This window comes from Rhizobium cauense, assembly GCF_019511525.1.
In the GTDB taxonomy this organism is placed as follows: Bacteria; Pseudomonadota; Alphaproteobacteria; order Rhizobiales; family Rhizobiaceae; genus Rhizobium; species Rhizobium cauense.
Window position 1 is genome coordinate 144,835 of sequence record NZ_JAEUAT010000012.1, and the last position, 14,865, is coordinate 159,699.

Here is a 14,865-nt window from a genome sequence, read left to right on the forward strand (position 1 = left end):
CGATCCGAACCGAATGGAAGCCCGTCGCCTGATGCAGGCGGCGGGCTTTCCGTTTTCCGGCGCGCCCTTGCGCCGGACAAATGCAAATGCAAGTCTGCCCCTCCGAGGTCTGGGAGGTTTTCATGCAGACAGTGACACTTCTTGCTTTCGCAGCGGTTTCCTTTGTCGGTATCGCAACGCCAGGCCCGACGGTGCTTCTGGCAATGACCAATGGTTCGCGTTTTGGCATCAGGCGCGCAGCCGCCGGCATGCTCGGCGCGGTACTATCGGATTTCGTGTTGATTGGAGCGGTTGCGATTGGCCTCGGCGCGCTTCTGGCCGCCTCCGAGTTCTGGTTTTCGGCGCTGAAATATGTTGGTGCCGCCTATCTTGCCTTTCTCGGCGTCATGATGCTGCGGTCGAAAGGCACGATCGACGCTGCACTGAAGCAGGGGGATGCGGCGGCGGGCGGAACACCTTTCTCGATTGCGCTCAAGAGCTTCCTGGTCGCGGTCACCAATCCGAAGGGTTACCTGTTCTTCTCTGCTTTCCTGCCGCAGTTCATCGATCCGACCAGCCCGCAGGCAGCCCAGTATGCTGTGCTGGCGCTCGTGTTCGCCTCGCTCGATTTCGTCATCATGTTCGCCTATGCCGTGTTCGGCTCGCAGGCCGTGCGCTTTCTCAAGACGAAAGGCGCACTCTGGCTCGAGCGCGCTTGCGGCGGCGCGCTGCTGGCGCTGGCAGGTTCGCTGGCGCTCTATCGTCGGGCGACAGTGTGAGGCAGGGAAACGTGGCCGACGCGATAGATCTGGCCCGAGCCTGAAACGGGCGGAACTGATCCGTACAGACTGAAGCGCACCATTGTCCAGCTTGTCGGCTCAAAGGCTGATACGGAAGCCAGGACATCGGTCTCTAGCGTTTGTTGCTGTGCCCGCTTCGTCTCTTCCTGCCGGATGAGAGCCAACGGGGCATAAGGCTCGATCGCAAACGTCTCCGCAACGGCGAACTTCGCATCCCCGATCGTGGGGGCGGTTTCAACGTGCCATGCAATCCAGGTCTTGACCCGCGGCCAGCCGAATGAGCGTGTCAGTCCTTCGAAGCCGGGCCCGGTGAGGAAGTTGCTTGCGCCCTCAGGCTGTTGCCAGACATAGAAGGGCGCATAGAGATTTTCGGGGGAGCCGAACTCACCCTTGCGGGCGCTCAGATATGCCTTGAAGCCGAGGCCGGGAAACCCGTCCAGCATAGGTCCCTTGTCGCGGATGCGCCGGTCGATGATCGACATGTCGTAGTCGGAAGGCAGAGTGAAGCTGTATTGCATGGCCATCATGCGAGAACCTCCACCGGCTCCAGCCAGTCGACGACGCGGCCGGCCTCGGTTGCCTGGATGCTGATGTAGCTGAAGGGCGTGTCATCGACCGCGCCATGCCAATGTTTTTCGTTGGGCGCGAACCAGACGGCGTCGCCGGGTCTTATCTGCTCGACGGGGCCGCCTTCTCGCTGCGCGCGTCCGGCACCGGAGAGGGCGTATAACAGTTGTCCGCGTGGATGCGTGTGCCAGTTTGTGACCGTGCCGGGTTCGAGGGTTGCCCGCATCGCAGTGTTTTCGCCATCGGCTGCGCCTTCGAGCAGCATCTCCACCCAGAAGGGAACCGATGCGACGCCTTCGGGGGAGCGCGCAGCGTTGCCTGGGCGGCGGATAGTCATCTGCAGAGGATTGCCGCTCATGACGGCTCTCCCATGGCTCGCGCCCGCCAGCCTTCATCGGCCATCTGGGCGAGACCGTCGCCGAAGGACCACTCGTCCGGCTGCGAGCTGACGATGGTGATCATCACATCTTCCTTCCGCAGGCCCGGTGCCTCTGCGAGAATTTCGACGGCCCGTTCGAAGAAACGCTTTCTCGTCTCGGTGCTTCGTGGCCGTCCGGCGCGGATCGCAAAGAGGACGAAATCATCGGAACGCGGCCCGGCGAGGTAGTTGCGGTCGAAGATCAGTTCGCCGGGTTCGTGCTGATGGATGACGTGGAAGCGGTCGGCGGGCGGCACGTCGAAGGCCTCCACCAGCGCGCGATGAATGCCGTCGGAGACGGCGCGAAGATACTCCGGCGACTTGCCGCGCAGGAGCGAGATACGAACAAAAGGCATGAAAGCCTCCTCACTGATTTCTTGACAGGAGAAGGATGGCACGCCACGATAATGCATAAAATCAGAATTTTATGGATAGACTGTCCATAAAAACAGGACCATTGTAATGCGACGGACGATCTTCGATCTTGAAGTACTGAGGACCTTTGCGACCGGAATGGAGCTCGGCAACTTTGCCAGGGCCGCTGACCGGCTCGGACGCTCCACCTCGGCGGTCAGTGCCCAACTGAAGAAGCTGGAGGAGCAGGCCGGCACGCCGATCTTCCGCAAGGCGGGGAGAGGGTTGGCGCTGACCGATGCTGGCGAGACGATGCTGGCCTATGCGCGCCGGCTGCTGGAGCTCAACGATGAAGCGGCTGCCGCGGTACAGAGCATCGAGCTCGAGGGTTGGGTAAGGCTCGGGCTACAGGAGGATTTCGGCGAGACCTTGCTCCCTGACGTGCTGGGCCGTTTCGCGCGCGCGCATCCGAAAGTCCGTATCGAGGCGCGGGTGGTGCGCAATGTCGAGCTGATCGAGCGCGTCACGACAGGAAAGCTCGACCTGGCGCTTGCCTGGAGCGATGGTACATTAACGCCGCATTTCGAGAAGATCGCGGATGTGCCGATGCGCTGGATCGGGCCTGCCGAGGGAGGGATCGGCTGGACGCGCGGCAGCGGCGAGCCGGTGCCTCTTGCCTCTCTGGAGGCGCCATGTTTGCTGCGTGCGGCGGCGACCAAGGCACTCGATGCAGCCGGCATTCCCTGGCGGCTCTCGTTCGTCAGCCCTAGTCTCGGCGGACTGTGGGCTGCGACGGCAGCTGGCCTCGGCATTACCATTCGCACGCCGATCGGGTTGCCACGGAAGGTTAGGCCGCTCATAGCCAGAGAGGCAGGTTTGCCGGAGCTCCCATCGCTTGGCCTCGTCCTGCACCGTGCCGAGGCCGATCCCTTGCCTGCGACGGCCCGGCTGGCCTCGATTGTGCTGCAATCCGTCCGCGAGGCTGTGACGGACGCCGTGCCGCAACCTATCCAAATTGCTGCTGATGCCTACGCCTGATATTCACGCTGCGCGTTGCGGCGTATCGCCTGCGGCGGCTGGCCGAAGGCGCGCAGGAAGGCGCGGCGCATCCTCTCGCGATCCGCGAAACCTGTTTCCGTGGCAACGACATCGATCGGATGCCGCCCTTGTTCCATCATCAACCGCGCAGCCTCGAGGCGCAGGTTCTCAACTGCCTTGGCAGGGGATTGTCCGGTCTCGGCCCGAAATGTCCGGCTGAACTGGCGGGGGCTCAAGTGAGCAGCTTCGGCCAATTCCTCGACAGAAAGCGTGTTTTTCAGATTGCTACGGGCATGGGCGAGCGCCTTCTGGATGCGGTCCGATTTCGGCTCAAGCTCCAATAGTGCCGAAAACTGCGACTGACCTCCGGCCCGGCGATGGTAGACGACAAGCTTGCGGGCAACGGCACGGGCGACATCGGCGCCGTGGTCTTTCTCTATCATGGCGAGAGCCAGATCGACGCCGGCGGTCATCCCGGCTGAACTCCAGACGGAACCATCGATGATGAAGATGCGGTCATCCTCGATCTTGATCTTTGGGTAACGCGACTGAAGCTCGCGGGCGAGAAGCCAATGCGTGGTGGCGCGGCGTCCATCCAGGATGCCGGCTTCGGCCAACAGGAAAGCGCCGGTGCAGATCGAGGCGACGCGCCGTGAAGCGGCAAGCGCGCTGCGAATGAACTCTGTTTCCTTCGTAGTCGGCAGCTTGATGCCGACCGCGCCCGAAACCAGCAGCGTATCAAAGGCGGGATCGTCGAAGCGCTTGGTATCGACGGTCACCCCGAAGGAACTGGGCACAGGTCCCCCGGTCTCGGAAAGATACGAAACTTCATAGGCCGGTTCGTCGAGCTCGAGGTTGGTGAACTCGAAGGCAGAGATGGCAGCCAGGCTCATCATCTGGAAGCCAGGGAAAAGCAGGACGGCTACGCGCTGCATGGCTCAAAACTCCGTTTGTCCTAAAAGGTGGTTTATATGACATTCAAGACATTGGCAATCGGGCGTAAGACTCCATGCATGCGAACAGCGGGTGCTGTTGCTCAACCGGAGAACGACAATGACCGAACAACACAAAGGGACCGCGCTCGTGACCGGCGCGTCATCGGGGATTGGTGCTATCTACGCTCATCGGCTCGCCAAGCGTGGCTATGATCTCATTCTGGTCGCGCGAAATGCCGAACGACTTTCCGATCTTGCGACCAAATTGACCAGGGAGACAGGCAGGACGGTCGAGACGATCGCCGCCGATCTCGGCAACACGGCGGATCTGGCGCGCATCGAGGCGGTGCTGAAGAGCGATCGGAGCATCACACTCCTTGTCAACAATGCCGGCGTCGGGGGGACCGCACCACTGCTTTCGGCAGATGTCGACAAGATGCAGGCGATGGTCGACCTCAACGTGACGGCGTTGATGCGGCTGACCTATGCCGCCGTGCCGGGCTTCGTGGCCCGTGGCAACGGTGCGATCATCAACATCGCCTCGATCGTCGCGATTGCGCCCGAAGTCTTGAACGGTGTCTACGGGGCCAGCAAAGCTTTCGTTCTTGCCTTCAGCCAGTCGCTGAAGCATGAGCTGGCGGACAAGAATATCCGCGTTCAGGCGGTGCTGCCGGGAGCGACCGCGACTGAATTCTGGGGTATTGCCGGAACGCCGGTCGAGCACCTGCCGACCGAAATCGTCATGCAGGCGGAAGACATGGTGGATGCGGCTCTTGCCGGTTTCGACCAGGGCGAATTCGCGACGATCCCGGCGCTCGAGGATGTTGGATTGCTCAAGGCTTACGAGGATGCGCGCCAGGCGCTGATGCCGAATTTATCGCGGTCGGCACCTGCGGCACGTTACATGGCGGCATGAGGAAGGAATGGAGGCAGGCATCGCCTGCCTCACCCTTTGTTGGCGAACCTCTGTTGCTGGACATCCCTTATTTCTCCGTCATTCCGGCCTAGGGCCGGAATCCAGCCCGCCGCGCGTCTGCGCGGCCAAGGAGTCTTTCGCGATCAAGGACTTGATCGCGCTGGATACCGGCACGAGGCCGGTATGACGGTGATGGGCATCTTGCTCTCGTCCAGGCATTCAGTCGAGTTGACGGCTTCGCCTGCCTCTATCCGTGCCGTGCCAGCGCCTCGGCAAAGATATCGGCGTCGACGTTGCCGCCCGAAGTGACGACGACGACGTTGTCCTCCTCAAGTTCATCGCCATGGAACAGGGCTGCGGCCAGTGCGACCGCGCCACCCGGTTCGACGACGATCTTCAGCCGGACGAAGGCGAGGGCCATGGCGCGAAGCGCTTCCTCGTCTGTTACAACGATGCCGGCGCCGGCGAGGCGCTGCAGGATCGGGAAGGTGATATTGCCGGGCTGCGGCGTGATGATCGCATCGCAGATGGAACCGGTCATCGCGGCGTTTCGCTCGATCTTGCCTGACGCCAGCGATCGCGTGAAGTCGTCGAAGCCATCGGGTTCGCAGGGGCGTACTCGGAACGCCGGTGCGCTGGCTTCAAGCGCCAGGGCAATACCCGATGAGAGACCGCCACCGCCGCAGGGGACCAGTACCTCGGCCGACTTGATGCCTTCCTCATCTGCCTGTTCGGCAATTTCGAGGCCCGTCGTGCCTTGGCCGGCGATCACCTGCGGTTCGTCGAAAGGCTTGATCAGAGTGAGCCCACGTGCCGCCGAAAGCTCCGCACCAATGGCGTCTCTGTCCTGTGTGGCGCGATCGTAGAGGACGACTTCGGCACCGAGCGCGCGGGTGTTGGCAATCTTCAGCTTCGGGGCATCCGAGGGCATGATGATCACGGACGGAACACCATGCAGCTTGGCGGCGAGCGCAACGCCCTGTGCGTGGTTGCCTGACGAGAAGGCGATGACGCCGCGCGCACGGGTCGCAGGGTCAAGCGCGGAAACAGCCGACCAGCCGCCGCGGAACTTGAATGAGCCCGTGTGCTGCAGACATTCGGCCTTCACGAATACCCGCCGACCGGCAAGCTCGTCGATGAAGGGGGAAGAGAGAAGCGGCGTGCGGCGCGCATGTCCGCGCAGGCGGGCGCGGGCGGCGACGATCATTTCAATGCTGGCCATGGAGACTCTTTCGAAAGACTGTACGCCCATGCATAGGGCCGCACGCGATACTTGTGAACGACGACTTTGTCACCGTGACACGAAAAGCGTCGGTCGTGTATCGCTTGTTTCGGGTTTATGGCGACCGCGCCGCCGGAATTCCGTCGGGCTGGTGCCGGCAACGCGCAGGAACTCGCGATTGAAATTCGATTTGCTGATGAAGCCGCAATCGAACATCAGTCGCGTGATGGGCTCGTCCGTGTTCAAGAGCGCTTCGCGGGCCGCCCGGATGCGGTAGTCATTCACATATTGCGAGACGCTGACACCGTGAACGCGGTTGACCGCGACCGACACCCGCCTGGCCGGCAGGTTCATCTTTCGGGCGATGCGGCCGAGATTGAGGTCCGGATCGCGGTAGATCTGTCGCGACTGCATCAGGCCCTCGAGCGCGCGGGCGATGGCATCGTCCTCCTGGCTAGGTGCCGGAGGAGCAGGTGGTTCAGCGGAGGTGGTTACCAGCGACTGGCTGCCACTCGCAATCGAGGCCGCGGTGCCGAGGATCAGAAGCGTAATGACGTTGCCGACCGCGACGATTGCCCCGGCGTGAATGCCGCCGCTTTGTTCGAGGTCGAGACTGATCGCGATATCGGCCGCAGCCGAGGCGATCAGTGCCACGCCGGTGATCACGAGGGAACGATAGGAAAGAAGTGCCCCGTCGAGGCGCGAGGAGACGAGGGCATCGGGGCCGTGGCGAGCCAGCCACAGGAGGGCCGCCCCGTAAGCGAGGAAGGTCGCTGTCACAGCCGGGCCGACCCCATCGCGCCAGAAGATCAAGAGTGCGACGATCAAGATACTCGGCAGGATATGCGGCCAGAAGCGGAGGAGCGATGCCTGGCCTTCCGCAGCGAGGTTACGAAAGCTGATCCAGGCGAGCGCTGCGATCCCTGTTGCGACGACGGGCTGGATCGGCAGGATGGCGATCACGTCGTAGCCCCAGCGGATGCCGATCAGGATCGATTGCAGGGCGTAGGCACCAATGAGCAACAGGAACGGGCGCTTCTCTTGCTCGGCCCAATCATTCTGGCGGACCATCCGCACAAGCAGGATAGCAAGCAGCAGGGCAACGACGAAGGGCAGCGGAACGAAGATCATGTGGCCAGGTCCGATGAGACGCATTCAATAACTGCACCAGTATGGCCTTGATCGCAATCGCGGGCGACCCGGATCACGATCGAGGTCTCGATACAGTGTTCGATCCTCCACCTTGAACGCAGTCGCCAGCCGATGGCCGGCCTGTTCAAGGAGAAACCCATGACACTGATCCTTTTCATTCCCGCATTCATCCTGACACTCGCTTCCGCCTTCGCGGATGTTCGCGCGACCGGCGAGACGCTTGATATTTCCTCTGTCCGCTCCGTCGTCATCAGCGGGGATGCGAGCGATATAAGGCTCACAACGCGCGGTGCAGGGCCATACAGGGCGATCACCAGCGCGCGACGCGGCGGCTGGTTCTCGTCGTGGTATTCCAGCTGGTTCTTCAACGGTTGCCGCGACCGAAGCGCGATGCGTATCGACGGGGCGGTTCTGAAAATCCAGGTGATGCAAACGTCATGGACAGATCTCTCGGACTGCACGCCCGAGGTTTCGGCCAATCTGGCGCCGGGCACTATCGTGCGGATCGACCAGCAGGCGGTCAGAGCGCAGTTGGATGGCGATTTCGCCAGTGTCGCAATCGCCAGCAAGGCGGCCGATATTACCTTCGATGGCCACGCAACAGGGATCGATATCCTTGGTACCGCAGTTCGCGCTCAGCTCCGCTACGACACTATCCGGCAGGACGAGACAGTCAGCATCACGGCACAGTCATTGCAGGCCGATCTCAACTTCGGAAGCGGCGTACCGCTGGATTACTCGGTGATCGCCAAGGCTTCCTACGTCGATAGTCTGGAGCCGAGTGTACCCGGCGCCAAACCGCGCGTCAGCATCAAGGGCGACTATGTCCACGCTCGCATCCGGTAATCAGTAGCCGCCGGCGGAGCCCTCGGTGGAGCGGCTGTCCATCGCGCCGTAATAGCGCGCACCGCCACCCTTTTCGATATCGGCGAGGCTCTTGCCGCCGACCAGGATGCCGGCGGCCTGTCCCCATTGTGGCGGGCCGCTGCCGTCATCAAGCGTGTGCCCCATGCCGATCAATGCCCGGATCGTATCGGGCGAGAGCGCGTAGGGCTCGAGATAGATCTTGTCCGGCTGCCACTGGTGGTGGATGCGCGGGGCGTTAACCGCCTGACTGATGTCCATGCCGAAATCGATGACATTCAGGATCGCTTCCAACGTGATCGTAATGATGCGCGAACCACCGGGGCTGCCGATCACCATGAAGGGCTTGCCGTCCTTGGTCACGATCGTCGGGCTCATCGAGGAAAGCGGCGTCTTCTTTGGCGCAATCGCATTGGCTTCGCCCTGCACGAGACCGTAAAGGTTCGGCACGCCGGGCTTCGAGGTGAAATCGTCCATCTCGTTGTTGAGCAGGATCCCCGTACCGGGGGCGACGACGGCTGCGCCGAAATTGCCGTTCAGCGTGTAAGTGACGGCGACGGCGTTTCCTTCATTGTCGATGATCGAATAATGCGTGGTCTCAACGCTTTCCTTGACGCCGAGAGGCTGCAGGTTGGCAGACGTGCCCGATTTATAAGGATCGATCTTGGCGCGGATCGCCTTGGCGTAGCCCTTGTCGAGCAATGTCGAGAGGGGGTTGTCGACAAAATCAGGGTCGCCAAGGGCGGCGTTGCGGTCGACATAGGCGTAACGCATTGCCTCGACCATCAGGTGCACTGTCTCGGCCGAACCGTAGCCGAGGAAGGACAGCGGGTAGTCTTCCAGCACGTTGAGGATTTCGCAGATGATGACACCGCCCGAGGAGGGCGGAGGTGAAGAGATGATGTCGTAGCCGCGATAATTGCATTCGATCGGTTTCAGCTCACGCACCGCATATTGTTCGAAATCCTCCTTGGCAAGAATGCCGCCTTTCTCCTGGCTCGCCTTGACGATCGCGTCCGCCGGCATGTCCTTGTAGAAGGCGTCGGGGCCCTTGTCGGCGATGCTGGAAAGAACGGTGGCAAGGTCGGGTTGCACGAGCTTTTCGCCAACGGCGAAAGGTTTGCCCTCGGCCTTCAGAAAGATCTTTGCCGCGGCCTCGTCCTTGGCGAGTCGCTTTGCGCTCCCGCCAATACTGGCGACGTCGCCCTGTTCCAGCGTGAAGCCTTCCTTGGCGTAGCGGATGGCCGGTGCCAGCAGATCCTGTCGCGACTTGGTGCCATATTTCTCGCGCGCCATCTCGAAGCCCTTCACGGAGCCGGGCACGCCGACGGCGAGATAGCCGTCGAGGCTGGCGCGAGGGACGATGTCGCCCTTGGCATCGAGATACATGGTCTTGGTAGCGGCGAGCGGCGCGCGCTCGCGGAAATCGAGAAATGTCGTCTTGCCGTCCTTCAAGCGGATGGTCATGAAGCCGCCGCCGCCGATATTGCCGGCCGCAGGGTAGACTACGGCAAGCGCGTAGCCGACCGCGACAGCAGCGTCGACGGCGTTGCCGCCGCTCTTCAGCACTTCGACACCGACATCGGTCGCCAGATGCTGTGCGGTCACGACCATGCCGTGCTCGGCTTCAACCGGCGCGGGCGAGGCGGCGATTGCCGGCGACGCAAGGGCAAGCGACAGCGCGGCGACAACGGCAAGCATTCTATTGCGGGGGTGATCCATGACGTCCCTCAAACCATGATGTCCGAGGGATATGGGACGCGGCCTGCGTTCGACAATGAGCCGTGCGACGGCATATCCGGTCGCAGTGAGGTCAGTTTCTTGTCGCGACCGGTGGTGCCAGTCCGGCCGGGTGGCCGAAGGGTGCTGCAATGTCAGGTGGCAGCACGGGTTGTTCATTCACCAGCCGGCACTCGGCTTGACGCGCGGCGGCCTGGAGATCGCGGGGCACCCCACTGATTTTTTCCAGTGCTGCGATGGCAACGTCGGTGACCACGTAGTCCGGCTTGTGACCAAGGCCGCGAATCTTCACCAGTTCAGAGTCGGGGATATCCCGGGCCAGTCCTTGCGAGTGAAGGTGCTCCCAAACGATGGCATCGCTATCGCCGGTGATGATGACTGTCGGGGCGCTGATGCTGGAATACTGCGGCGAGTGGATTTTGACGTAGTCCAACAGGCGGAGACAATCGACGGCGTTGTAATGGAACGTTTGTGGGCGCAGCACGAGGGTAGGGCCAGTCCTGGTTACATAGTCCTTGGGGCGCGGATTGGGTCGGAAGATATTCTGTGTCGCCTGCTCCACGCGCCGCAGACCAAGCGGCACGACGACGGCGTGGTTGAAGAGCCAGCCAACGATCGGCATCGCCGAAAGATGATAGTACCAATCGAGGCCGCCAGGCCAGGGATGCGTCGCCGGAGCGAGAAACAGCAGTCCCGCGGTCATGTCGGGATGCCGGACCCCGAAGGCGGCGGCAATAGCGCCGCCGAAGGAATGGCCGACGATGATCGCCCGCTTGATCCCGCGCCTTTCCATGAGCTTAGCGATCGCGTCCGCCTGCCCGGACGGGAGGGCATTCTCGGGGCCGCCGCGTTCGGAATAGCCGTGCCCCGGTCGGTCGACGAAAAGCATTTCCGCACGGCCCTCCAAGGGATGCAGGAACGCGCCGACCTGATCCAACAGATTGCCGGCCGCGCCATGGATAAACACGAGCGGCGGCAGATCGGCTGATTTGGGACGAGGGACGTGAACGGCGTTCATCCGGTAGCCGCCTATATCCGTGAGTTGACCGATGTTGGGGTGCTTTGCCTCGAACTGCCGTCCCTTATAGGTGGAGTAGGCAATGGCAGCGGCTAGAGGAGCAAGGAAAACGGAAGCTTCGGCAAGCATGGAAATATCTGCTGAAAACACCTGACTGGTGCGTAAGATTGGGCAGTGGAGTTGACCGTCAAGGATCAGGTGCGGCTGCCAGCCAGCTTTTCGGAAAGTGTATTCATCTGTTCCTGTGCGCTTCGGTTGGCCGGATAGATATCCAGGAACCGCTCCCAGGCTTTCAGTGCCAGCTGGTCATTGCCCGATTCGGTGAGAATGGCGGCCATGCCCGACAGGGCGCCGAAATGGCGCGGCTCCAGATCGAGCACGTGCTCGATGTCCGACATCGACTTGCGATAGCTGCCGTTTGCGTAATTGAGCGTCGCCCGGCGATTCCAGCTTTCCGCGTAATCCGGCTTCAGCGCAATCGCCTGATCGAGAAAGTCGAGTGCGGCTACGGTGCGTTTGTCCTCAATCGCCTTGTCAGCCCATTGCATCAGGAGATTGACGGTAGCGCTTCCCGAGTCGTTCCACGCACCACGAATCTCGTTGGCAATGCCGCTCGCCTTGTCTGGATCACGCTCGCGTTTCAGCTGCGCGTAGAGCTGATCCAAATGCTGCTTCGGTGACAGGCTTGCGTCCGGCTGCTCGACAATAACTTCCTTCTCTGCGGCAACGGCAGGAGAAATAGGCGAGAACAGGAAAAGGGACAGCGGCAGCGCCGCGCAGGTCATAGCAAAAAAGCGCATGGCGGGCATAGTAGCCCGCCATTGCTGAAGATCAAAGCAATTTGATTTGATTGCCAAAGCAATCCCCGGACAGGCACGCCAAAAGCGCGCGAACCGTCCAGGCGTGCTATATCAGCCCTGACGAGCCTTGTAGCGCGGGTTCTGCTTGTTGATGATGTAGATGCGGCCCTTGCGGCGAACCAGGCGGTTGTCACGATGACGAGCCTTGAGCGACTTGAGCGAATTCTTGATCTTCATTGTTTTGATCCGCGATGTTTGAGGGGGAATTCACATTCGCCCGTAACTATTACATTCAAAAGCGCGCTCAGGGCGCGCTCTTCAGGTTGGGCGTGCAGATAACCCGGCGGCTTGGCTGTGTCAACCACATGACGGAGTTTTTCCCATGGCCGGGGCGGCTTTTATCAGGGAAAAACCGGCAATTTCGTGGTCAACGTTGTGACATGTCCCATCTTGCGGCCGGGGCGGGATTCCGTCTTCCCATAGAGATGAACGAGCGTGTCCGGCCGCCGCAGCCAGTCCGGCAGTGCCAGAATATCGTCGCCGATGAGGTTCTGCATCACGCAGTCCGAGTGGCGGTCCGCATTGCCGAGAGGCAGGCCGGCAACCGCTCGGATATGCTGCTCGAATTGCGAGACGACGCAGGCGGCTTCGGTCCAGTGACCGGAGTTGTGGACACGCGGCGCCATTTCATTGGCGATCAGGCTGCCGTCGGCAAGTACGAAGAATTCGATGCCTATGACGCCGACATAACCGAGCGCGGCAAGAATCTTCTCGGCGGCTCCCCGGGCGGCGGCTGAGGTTTCCGCGGAGATGGAAGCCGGAACCGTCGACGTGTGCAGGATGCCATCGCGATGAACGTTTTCGGCAGGGTCGTAGCAGACGACAGTGCCGTCGGTCGCGCGCGCCGCGATGATCGAGATCTCGCGTTCGAAGGAAACGAAACTTTCGAGTATCAGGGGGACGCCGCCAAGCGCTGCAAAGGCGCCGTCCGGTCTGTCAGCTGCGGAGCGGAACACCTTCTGGCCCTTGCCGTCATAACCAAGACGACGGGTCTTGAGGACGCCCTGGCCGCCGAAGTCTTTCAGCGCGGCTTCGAGATCGGTTTGGCTGTCTACTGCGTGGAAGCCAGCCGTCGGAATACCGCATCCGTTGATGAAACGCTTCTCGACGAGCCTGTCCTGCGCAGCCTCCAGTGCCTTGGGCGGCGGGTAGACCGGCACTTTGCGTGCAAGGCTTTCGGCGGCCGATACCGGGACGTTCTCGAATTCGTAGGTGATGACGTCGCAAGCCTTCGCAAGCTCGGCCAGCGCGGCGGGATCGTCGTACGCGGCTGCAACCTGGTCATTGGCGACCTGAGCGGCCGGACAGTCGGCCTGCGGTTCCAGGACGACGGTTCGGAAGTTCAGCCGTGCGGCGGCCATGGCAAGCATGCGGCCAAGCTGACCGCCGCCGATAATGCCGATTGTTGTTACAGTCATAGGTCGTCCATTGGATACTCGGCAACGGCGGCACTCTGGCGCTCGCGCCATTCGTCAAGCCGATCGGCAATCTCCTCATCCGACAATGCCAGCACCGCGGCCGCCAAAAGGGCTGCGTTGATCGCGCCTGCCTTGCCGATGGCAAGCGTGCCGACCGGGATGCCGCCCGGCATCTGGACGATGGAAAGAAGGCTGTCCTGACCGGACAGCGCCTTGGATTGAACCGGGACACCAAACACGGGAAGCGGCGTCATGGCCGCGGCCATGCCCGGCAGATGAGCGGCCCCGCCGGCGCCGGCAATGATCACCTTGAAGCCCTCATCGCGCGCCGTCTTGGCGAAGTTCACCAGGCGGTCCGGCGTGCGATGGGCCGATATGATGCGCGCATCATAAGGGATTTCGAGCGCCTCCAGCGTATCGGCGGCGTTCTTCATGGTCTCCCAATCGGACTGGCTTCCCATGATGATGGCAACGGATGGTCTGTCTGTCATCGTCACGGCATTCCCTTCAGGCGATGATGTCAGGGATGATCTGATCTTCAAGCTTCGTCAGCTTGTCCTTGATGACCAGTTTCTTCTTCTTCATGCGCTGGATGCGCAATGCGTCACACCCGGTGGCAATCATGGCGTTGATGGCGGCATCGTAATCCTCGTGCTCCTGGCGCAGTCTTGCGACCATGAGCCTGATTTCCGCCTGTTCCTGATCGGCCATATGCATTCCCCATGATCGTCTTCGGACATCGTCCGTTCTGCCGATGATTTCCGCAAGCTCCTATCACCAATTGGAAGTAACCGCCAGCCGCTGTTCGTCATGATTTTGCCACTTGTTCTCCTTGTTTTCACCTTCGACAAGCCTTCAAAAATGTGTCACAGTCGAAAGGTTGACGCCTTGGATCTCCGGCGGTGTTGGCCGGGGAGAGGTAAGAGGAAGGAAGGGTCAAATGACTGTTCAAGCTCATCTTGAGTCACTCCAGAAAAAGCATGTTGCTCTCGAGGAGGAGTTGCATACGCTGATGATATCCCCCTCTCGAAACGATAATGAAGTAGCTGAGTGCAAACGCAGAAAATTGCGGATCAAGGACGAGATTGAGCGCCTTAAATCATCCTTCCATTGAGAAGGACGCATAAATTGCCGAGCGCGGTCCTAGGCGCGGAGGAAAGAAATCCAATTTCACCAACAGCTTAGATGAGTTCGTGCTCAATACGCACATGTGCGCCGGTTCCGACGAAAGTCGTGAGCCGGCGCTTTTCATTTGAGCGGCCGGCCTACGCCCAGAACTGATCGAGCCAGAGATTGAGCTTGTCGAAGCCTCGGTTGTTAACCGCGTAGATACGCCGCGTGCCCTCTGCCGTTACAGAAACCAGATTGCAATCCAGCAGTGCCTTGAGGTGCTGCGACACGGCAGGGCGGCTAATCGGCAGCCCCTCGGCAAGCTCGTTCACGGTCTTCGGCGCGCGCCGGAGTTCCTCCAGCAGGAAGCGCCGGTGAGGGTCGGCTATCGCGGTGAAGGGATCCACGTTCGACATGGCGAAAAAGCTACGTCAAACGGCGCAATCAGGCAAGGAAATTGTGCGGCGCAACGAA

At 61.3% G+C, this 14,865-nt stretch carries 19 protein-coding genes; 5 read left to right on the forward strand and 14 right to left on the reverse strand.

From position 1 onward, the window contains the following. Positions 1–122: 122 nt before the first annotated feature. Entirely contained in the window at positions 123–758 is a 636-nt protein-coding gene (locus JNB88_RS21775; RefSeq protein ID WP_037133704.1) for a LysE family translocator, read from the forward strand. On the opposite strand, the gene JNB88_RS21780 is transcribed toward JNB88_RS21775, so the two are convergent. Genes JNB88_RS21780 through JNB88_RS21790 form a run of 3 tightly spaced genes read right to left on the reverse strand, consistent with a single transcriptional unit; the run spans position 737 to position 2,120 of the window. Continuing rightward, entirely contained in the window at positions 737–1,306 is a 570-nt protein-coding gene (locus JNB88_RS21780) for a DUF4865 family protein (protein WP_220357222.1), read from the reverse strand. The two genes, JNB88_RS21775 and JNB88_RS21780, sit on opposite strands and share 22 nt — an antisense overlap. Next, positions 1,303–1,704, reverse strand: coding sequence for a cupin domain-containing protein (locus JNB88_RS21785; protein WP_220357223.1), 402 nt, complete (start codon positions 1,702–1,704; stop codon positions 1,303–1,305). The genes JNB88_RS21780 and JNB88_RS21785 overlap by 4 nt, the downstream gene beginning before the upstream one ends. Continuing rightward, the gene (locus JNB88_RS21790; RefSeq protein ID WP_220357224.1) at positions 1,701–2,120 is read right to left on the reverse strand and encodes a tautomerase family protein; all 420 of its coding nucleotides are present in this window, start codon (positions 2,118–2,120) and stop codon (positions 1,701–1,703) included. Before JNB88_RS21790 ends, JNB88_RS21785 begins: the two co-directional genes overlap by 4 nt. 106 nt (positions 2,121–2,226) lie before the next feature. Between JNB88_RS21790 and JNB88_RS21795 the strand changes: the two genes are divergently transcribed. Beyond that, complete coding sequence (locus tag JNB88_RS21795; RefSeq protein WP_220357225.1) at positions 2,227–3,156, forward strand: LysR substrate-binding domain-containing protein; 930 nt, start codon at positions 2,227–2,229, stop codon at positions 3,154–3,156. Here the strand turns inward: JNB88_RS21795 and JNB88_RS21800 are convergent. Then, the gene (locus JNB88_RS21800; protein WP_220357226.1) at positions 3,147–4,091 is read right to left on the reverse strand and encodes a GlxA family transcriptional regulator; all 945 of its coding nucleotides are present in this window, start codon (positions 4,089–4,091) and stop codon (positions 3,147–3,149) included. The two genes, JNB88_RS21795 and JNB88_RS21800, sit on opposite strands and share 10 nt — an antisense overlap. 118 nt (positions 4,092–4,209) lie before the next feature. On the opposite strand from JNB88_RS21800, the gene JNB88_RS21805 reads away from it, so the two are divergent. Continuing rightward, a complete protein-coding gene (locus tag JNB88_RS21805; protein ID WP_220357227.1) occupies positions 4,210–5,007 on the forward strand; it encodes an SDR family NAD(P)-dependent oxidoreductase in 798 nt (265 codons plus the stop codon). 247 nt (positions 5,008–5,254) lie between these two features. On the opposite strand, the gene JNB88_RS21810 is transcribed toward JNB88_RS21805, so the two are convergent. Both JNB88_RS21810 and JNB88_RS21815 read right to left on the reverse strand, forming a co-directional pair. Beyond that, on the reverse strand, positions 5,255–6,229 hold the full coding sequence (locus tag JNB88_RS21810; RefSeq protein WP_220357228.1) for a threonine ammonia-lyase: 975 nt from the start codon (positions 6,227–6,229) through the stop codon (positions 5,255–5,257). Between the two features lie 69 nt (positions 6,230–6,298). Beyond that, positions 6,299–7,384 carry a helix-turn-helix domain-containing protein gene (locus tag JNB88_RS21815; protein ID WP_223217276.1) on the reverse strand — a complete coding sequence of 362 codons (1,086 nt, stop codon included), beginning with the start codon at positions 7,382–7,384 and terminating at the stop codon, positions 6,299–6,301. Between the two features lie 135 nt (positions 7,385–7,519). Between JNB88_RS21815 and JNB88_RS21820 the strand changes: the two genes are divergently transcribed. Further along, the gene (locus JNB88_RS21820) at positions 7,520–8,227 is read left to right on the forward strand and encodes a hypothetical protein (RefSeq protein WP_220357229.1); all 708 of its coding nucleotides are present in this window, start codon (positions 7,520–7,522) and stop codon (positions 8,225–8,227) included. Here the strand turns inward: JNB88_RS21820 and ggt are convergent, their stop codons facing one another. The 7 genes from ggt to JNB88_RS21855 all read right to left on the reverse strand — a co-directional run bounded on the left by ggt (position 8,228) and on the right by JNB88_RS21855 (position 13,992). Then, the gene (ggt, locus tag JNB88_RS21825) at positions 8,228–9,967 is read right to left on the reverse strand and encodes a gamma-glutamyltransferase (RefSeq protein ID WP_220357230.1); all 1,740 of its coding nucleotides are present in this window, start codon (positions 9,965–9,967) and stop codon (positions 8,228–8,230) included. Positions 9,968–10,058: 91 nt separating this feature from the next. After that, positions 10,059–11,132 carry an alpha/beta fold hydrolase gene (locus JNB88_RS21830; protein ID WP_220357231.1) on the reverse strand — a complete coding sequence of 358 codons (1,074 nt, stop codon included), beginning with the start codon at positions 11,130–11,132 and terminating at the stop codon, positions 10,059–10,061. Between the two features lie 65 nt (positions 11,133–11,197). After that, positions 11,198–11,812 carry a tetratricopeptide repeat protein gene (locus JNB88_RS21835; RefSeq protein ID WP_220357232.1) on the reverse strand — a complete coding sequence of 205 codons (615 nt, stop codon included), beginning with the start codon at positions 11,810–11,812 and terminating at the stop codon, positions 11,198–11,200. A 102-nt stretch (positions 11,813–11,914) separates the two neighbouring features. Next, positions 11,915–12,040, reverse strand: coding sequence for a type B 50S ribosomal protein L36 (gene ykgO / locus JNB88_RS21840; RefSeq protein ID WP_007826467.1), 126 nt, complete (start codon positions 12,038–12,040; stop codon positions 11,915–11,917). Positions 12,041–12,204: 164 nt separating this feature from the next. Then, positions 12,205–13,281, reverse strand: coding sequence for a 5-(carboxyamino)imidazole ribonucleotide synthase (locus JNB88_RS21845; RefSeq protein WP_220357233.1), 1,077 nt, complete (start codon positions 13,279–13,281; stop codon positions 12,205–12,207). Continuing rightward, positions 13,278–13,772: a 5-(carboxyamino)imidazole ribonucleotide mutase gene (purE, locus tag JNB88_RS21850; RefSeq protein WP_037133747.1), complete on the reverse strand. Its 495-nt coding sequence runs from the start codon at positions 13,770–13,772 to the stop codon at positions 13,278–13,280. Before purE ends, JNB88_RS21845 begins: the two co-directional genes overlap by 4 nt. Positions 13,773–13,788: 16 nt before the next feature. Continuing rightward, entirely contained in the window at positions 13,789–13,992 is a 204-nt protein-coding gene (locus JNB88_RS21855; RefSeq protein WP_007527435.1) for a YdcH family protein, read from the reverse strand. Between the two features lie 229 nt (positions 13,993–14,221). Here JNB88_RS21855 and JNB88_RS21860 point away from each other — a divergent pair, with 229 nt between their 5' ends. Next, positions 14,222–14,395: a YdcH family protein gene (locus tag JNB88_RS21860; RefSeq protein ID WP_016557151.1), complete on the forward strand. Its 174-nt coding sequence runs from the start codon at positions 14,222–14,224 to the stop codon at positions 14,393–14,395. A gap of 151 nt (positions 14,396–14,546) precedes the next feature. Here the strand turns inward: JNB88_RS21860 and JNB88_RS21865 are convergent, their stop codons facing one another. Beyond that, positions 14,547–14,807: an ArsR/SmtB family transcription factor gene (locus tag JNB88_RS21865; RefSeq protein ID WP_037133752.1), complete on the reverse strand. Its 261-nt coding sequence runs from the start codon at positions 14,805–14,807 to the stop codon at positions 14,547–14,549. Positions 14,808–14,865: the final 58 nt, after the last annotated feature.

Coding starts and splice junctions, on each gene's coding strand:
- ykgO (WP_007826467.1), bottom strand. CDS start 12,040: ATGAAGATCAAGAATTCGCTCAAGTCGCTCAAGGCTCGTCATCGTGAC.
- JNB88_RS21855 (WP_007527435.1), bottom strand. CDS start 13,992: ATGGCCGATCAGGAACAGGCGGAAATCAGGCTCATGGTCGCAAGACTG.
- JNB88_RS21810 (WP_220357228.1), bottom strand. CDS start 6,229: ATGGCCAGCATTGAAATGATCGTCGCCGCCCGCGCCCGCCTGCGCGGA.
- JNB88_RS21845 (WP_220357233.1), bottom strand. CDS start 13,281: ATGACTGTAACAACAATCGGCATTATCGGCGGCGGTCAGCTTGGCCGC.
- JNB88_RS21785 (WP_220357223.1), bottom strand. CDS start 1,704: ATGAGCGGCAATCCTCTGCAGATGACTATCCGCCGCCCAGGCAACGCT.
- JNB88_RS21775 (WP_037133704.1), top strand. CDS start 123: ATGCAGACAGTGACACTTCTTGCTTTCGCAGCGGTTTCCTTTGTCGGT.
- JNB88_RS21790 (WP_220357224.1), bottom strand. CDS start 2,120: ATGCCTTTTGTTCGTATCTCGCTCCTGCGCGGCAAGTCGCCGGAGTAT.
- JNB88_RS21815 (WP_223217276.1), bottom strand. CDS start 7,384: ATGCGTCTCATCGGACCTGGCCACATGATCTTCGTTCCGCTGCCCTTC.
- JNB88_RS21780 (WP_220357222.1), bottom strand. CDS start 1,306: ATGATGGCCATGCAATACAGCTTCACTCTGCCTTCCGACTACGACATG.
- JNB88_RS21830 (WP_220357231.1), bottom strand. CDS start 11,132: ATGCTTGCCGAAGCTTCCGTTTTCCTTGCTCCTCTAGCCGCTGCCATT.
- JNB88_RS21835 (WP_220357232.1), bottom strand. CDS start 11,812: ATGCCCGCCATGCGCTTTTTTGCTATGACCTGCGCGGCGCTGCCGCTG.
- JNB88_RS21865 (WP_037133752.1), bottom strand. CDS start 14,807: ATGTCGAACGTGGATCCCTTCACCGCGATAGCCGACCCTCACCGGCGC.
- JNB88_RS21800 (WP_220357226.1), bottom strand. CDS start 4,091: ATGCAGCGCGTAGCCGTCCTGCTTTTCCCTGGCTTCCAGATGATGAGC.
- JNB88_RS21795 (WP_220357225.1), top strand. CDS start 2,227: ATGCGACGGACGATCTTCGATCTTGAAGTACTGAGGACCTTTGCGACC.
- ggt (WP_220357230.1), bottom strand. CDS start 9,967: ATGGATCACCCCCGCAATAGAATGCTTGCCGTTGTCGCCGCGCTGTCG.
- JNB88_RS21820 (WP_220357229.1), top strand. CDS start 7,520: ATGACACTGATCCTTTTCATTCCCGCATTCATCCTGACACTCGCTTCC.
- JNB88_RS21860 (WP_016557151.1), top strand. CDS start 14,222: ATGACTGTTCAAGCTCATCTTGAGTCACTCCAGAAAAAGCATGTTGCT.
- JNB88_RS21805 (WP_220357227.1), top strand. CDS start 4,210: ATGACCGAACAACACAAAGGGACCGCGCTCGTGACCGGCGCGTCATCG.
- purE (WP_037133747.1), bottom strand. CDS start 13,772: ATGACAGACAGACCATCCGTTGCCATCATCATGGGAAGCCAGTCCGAT.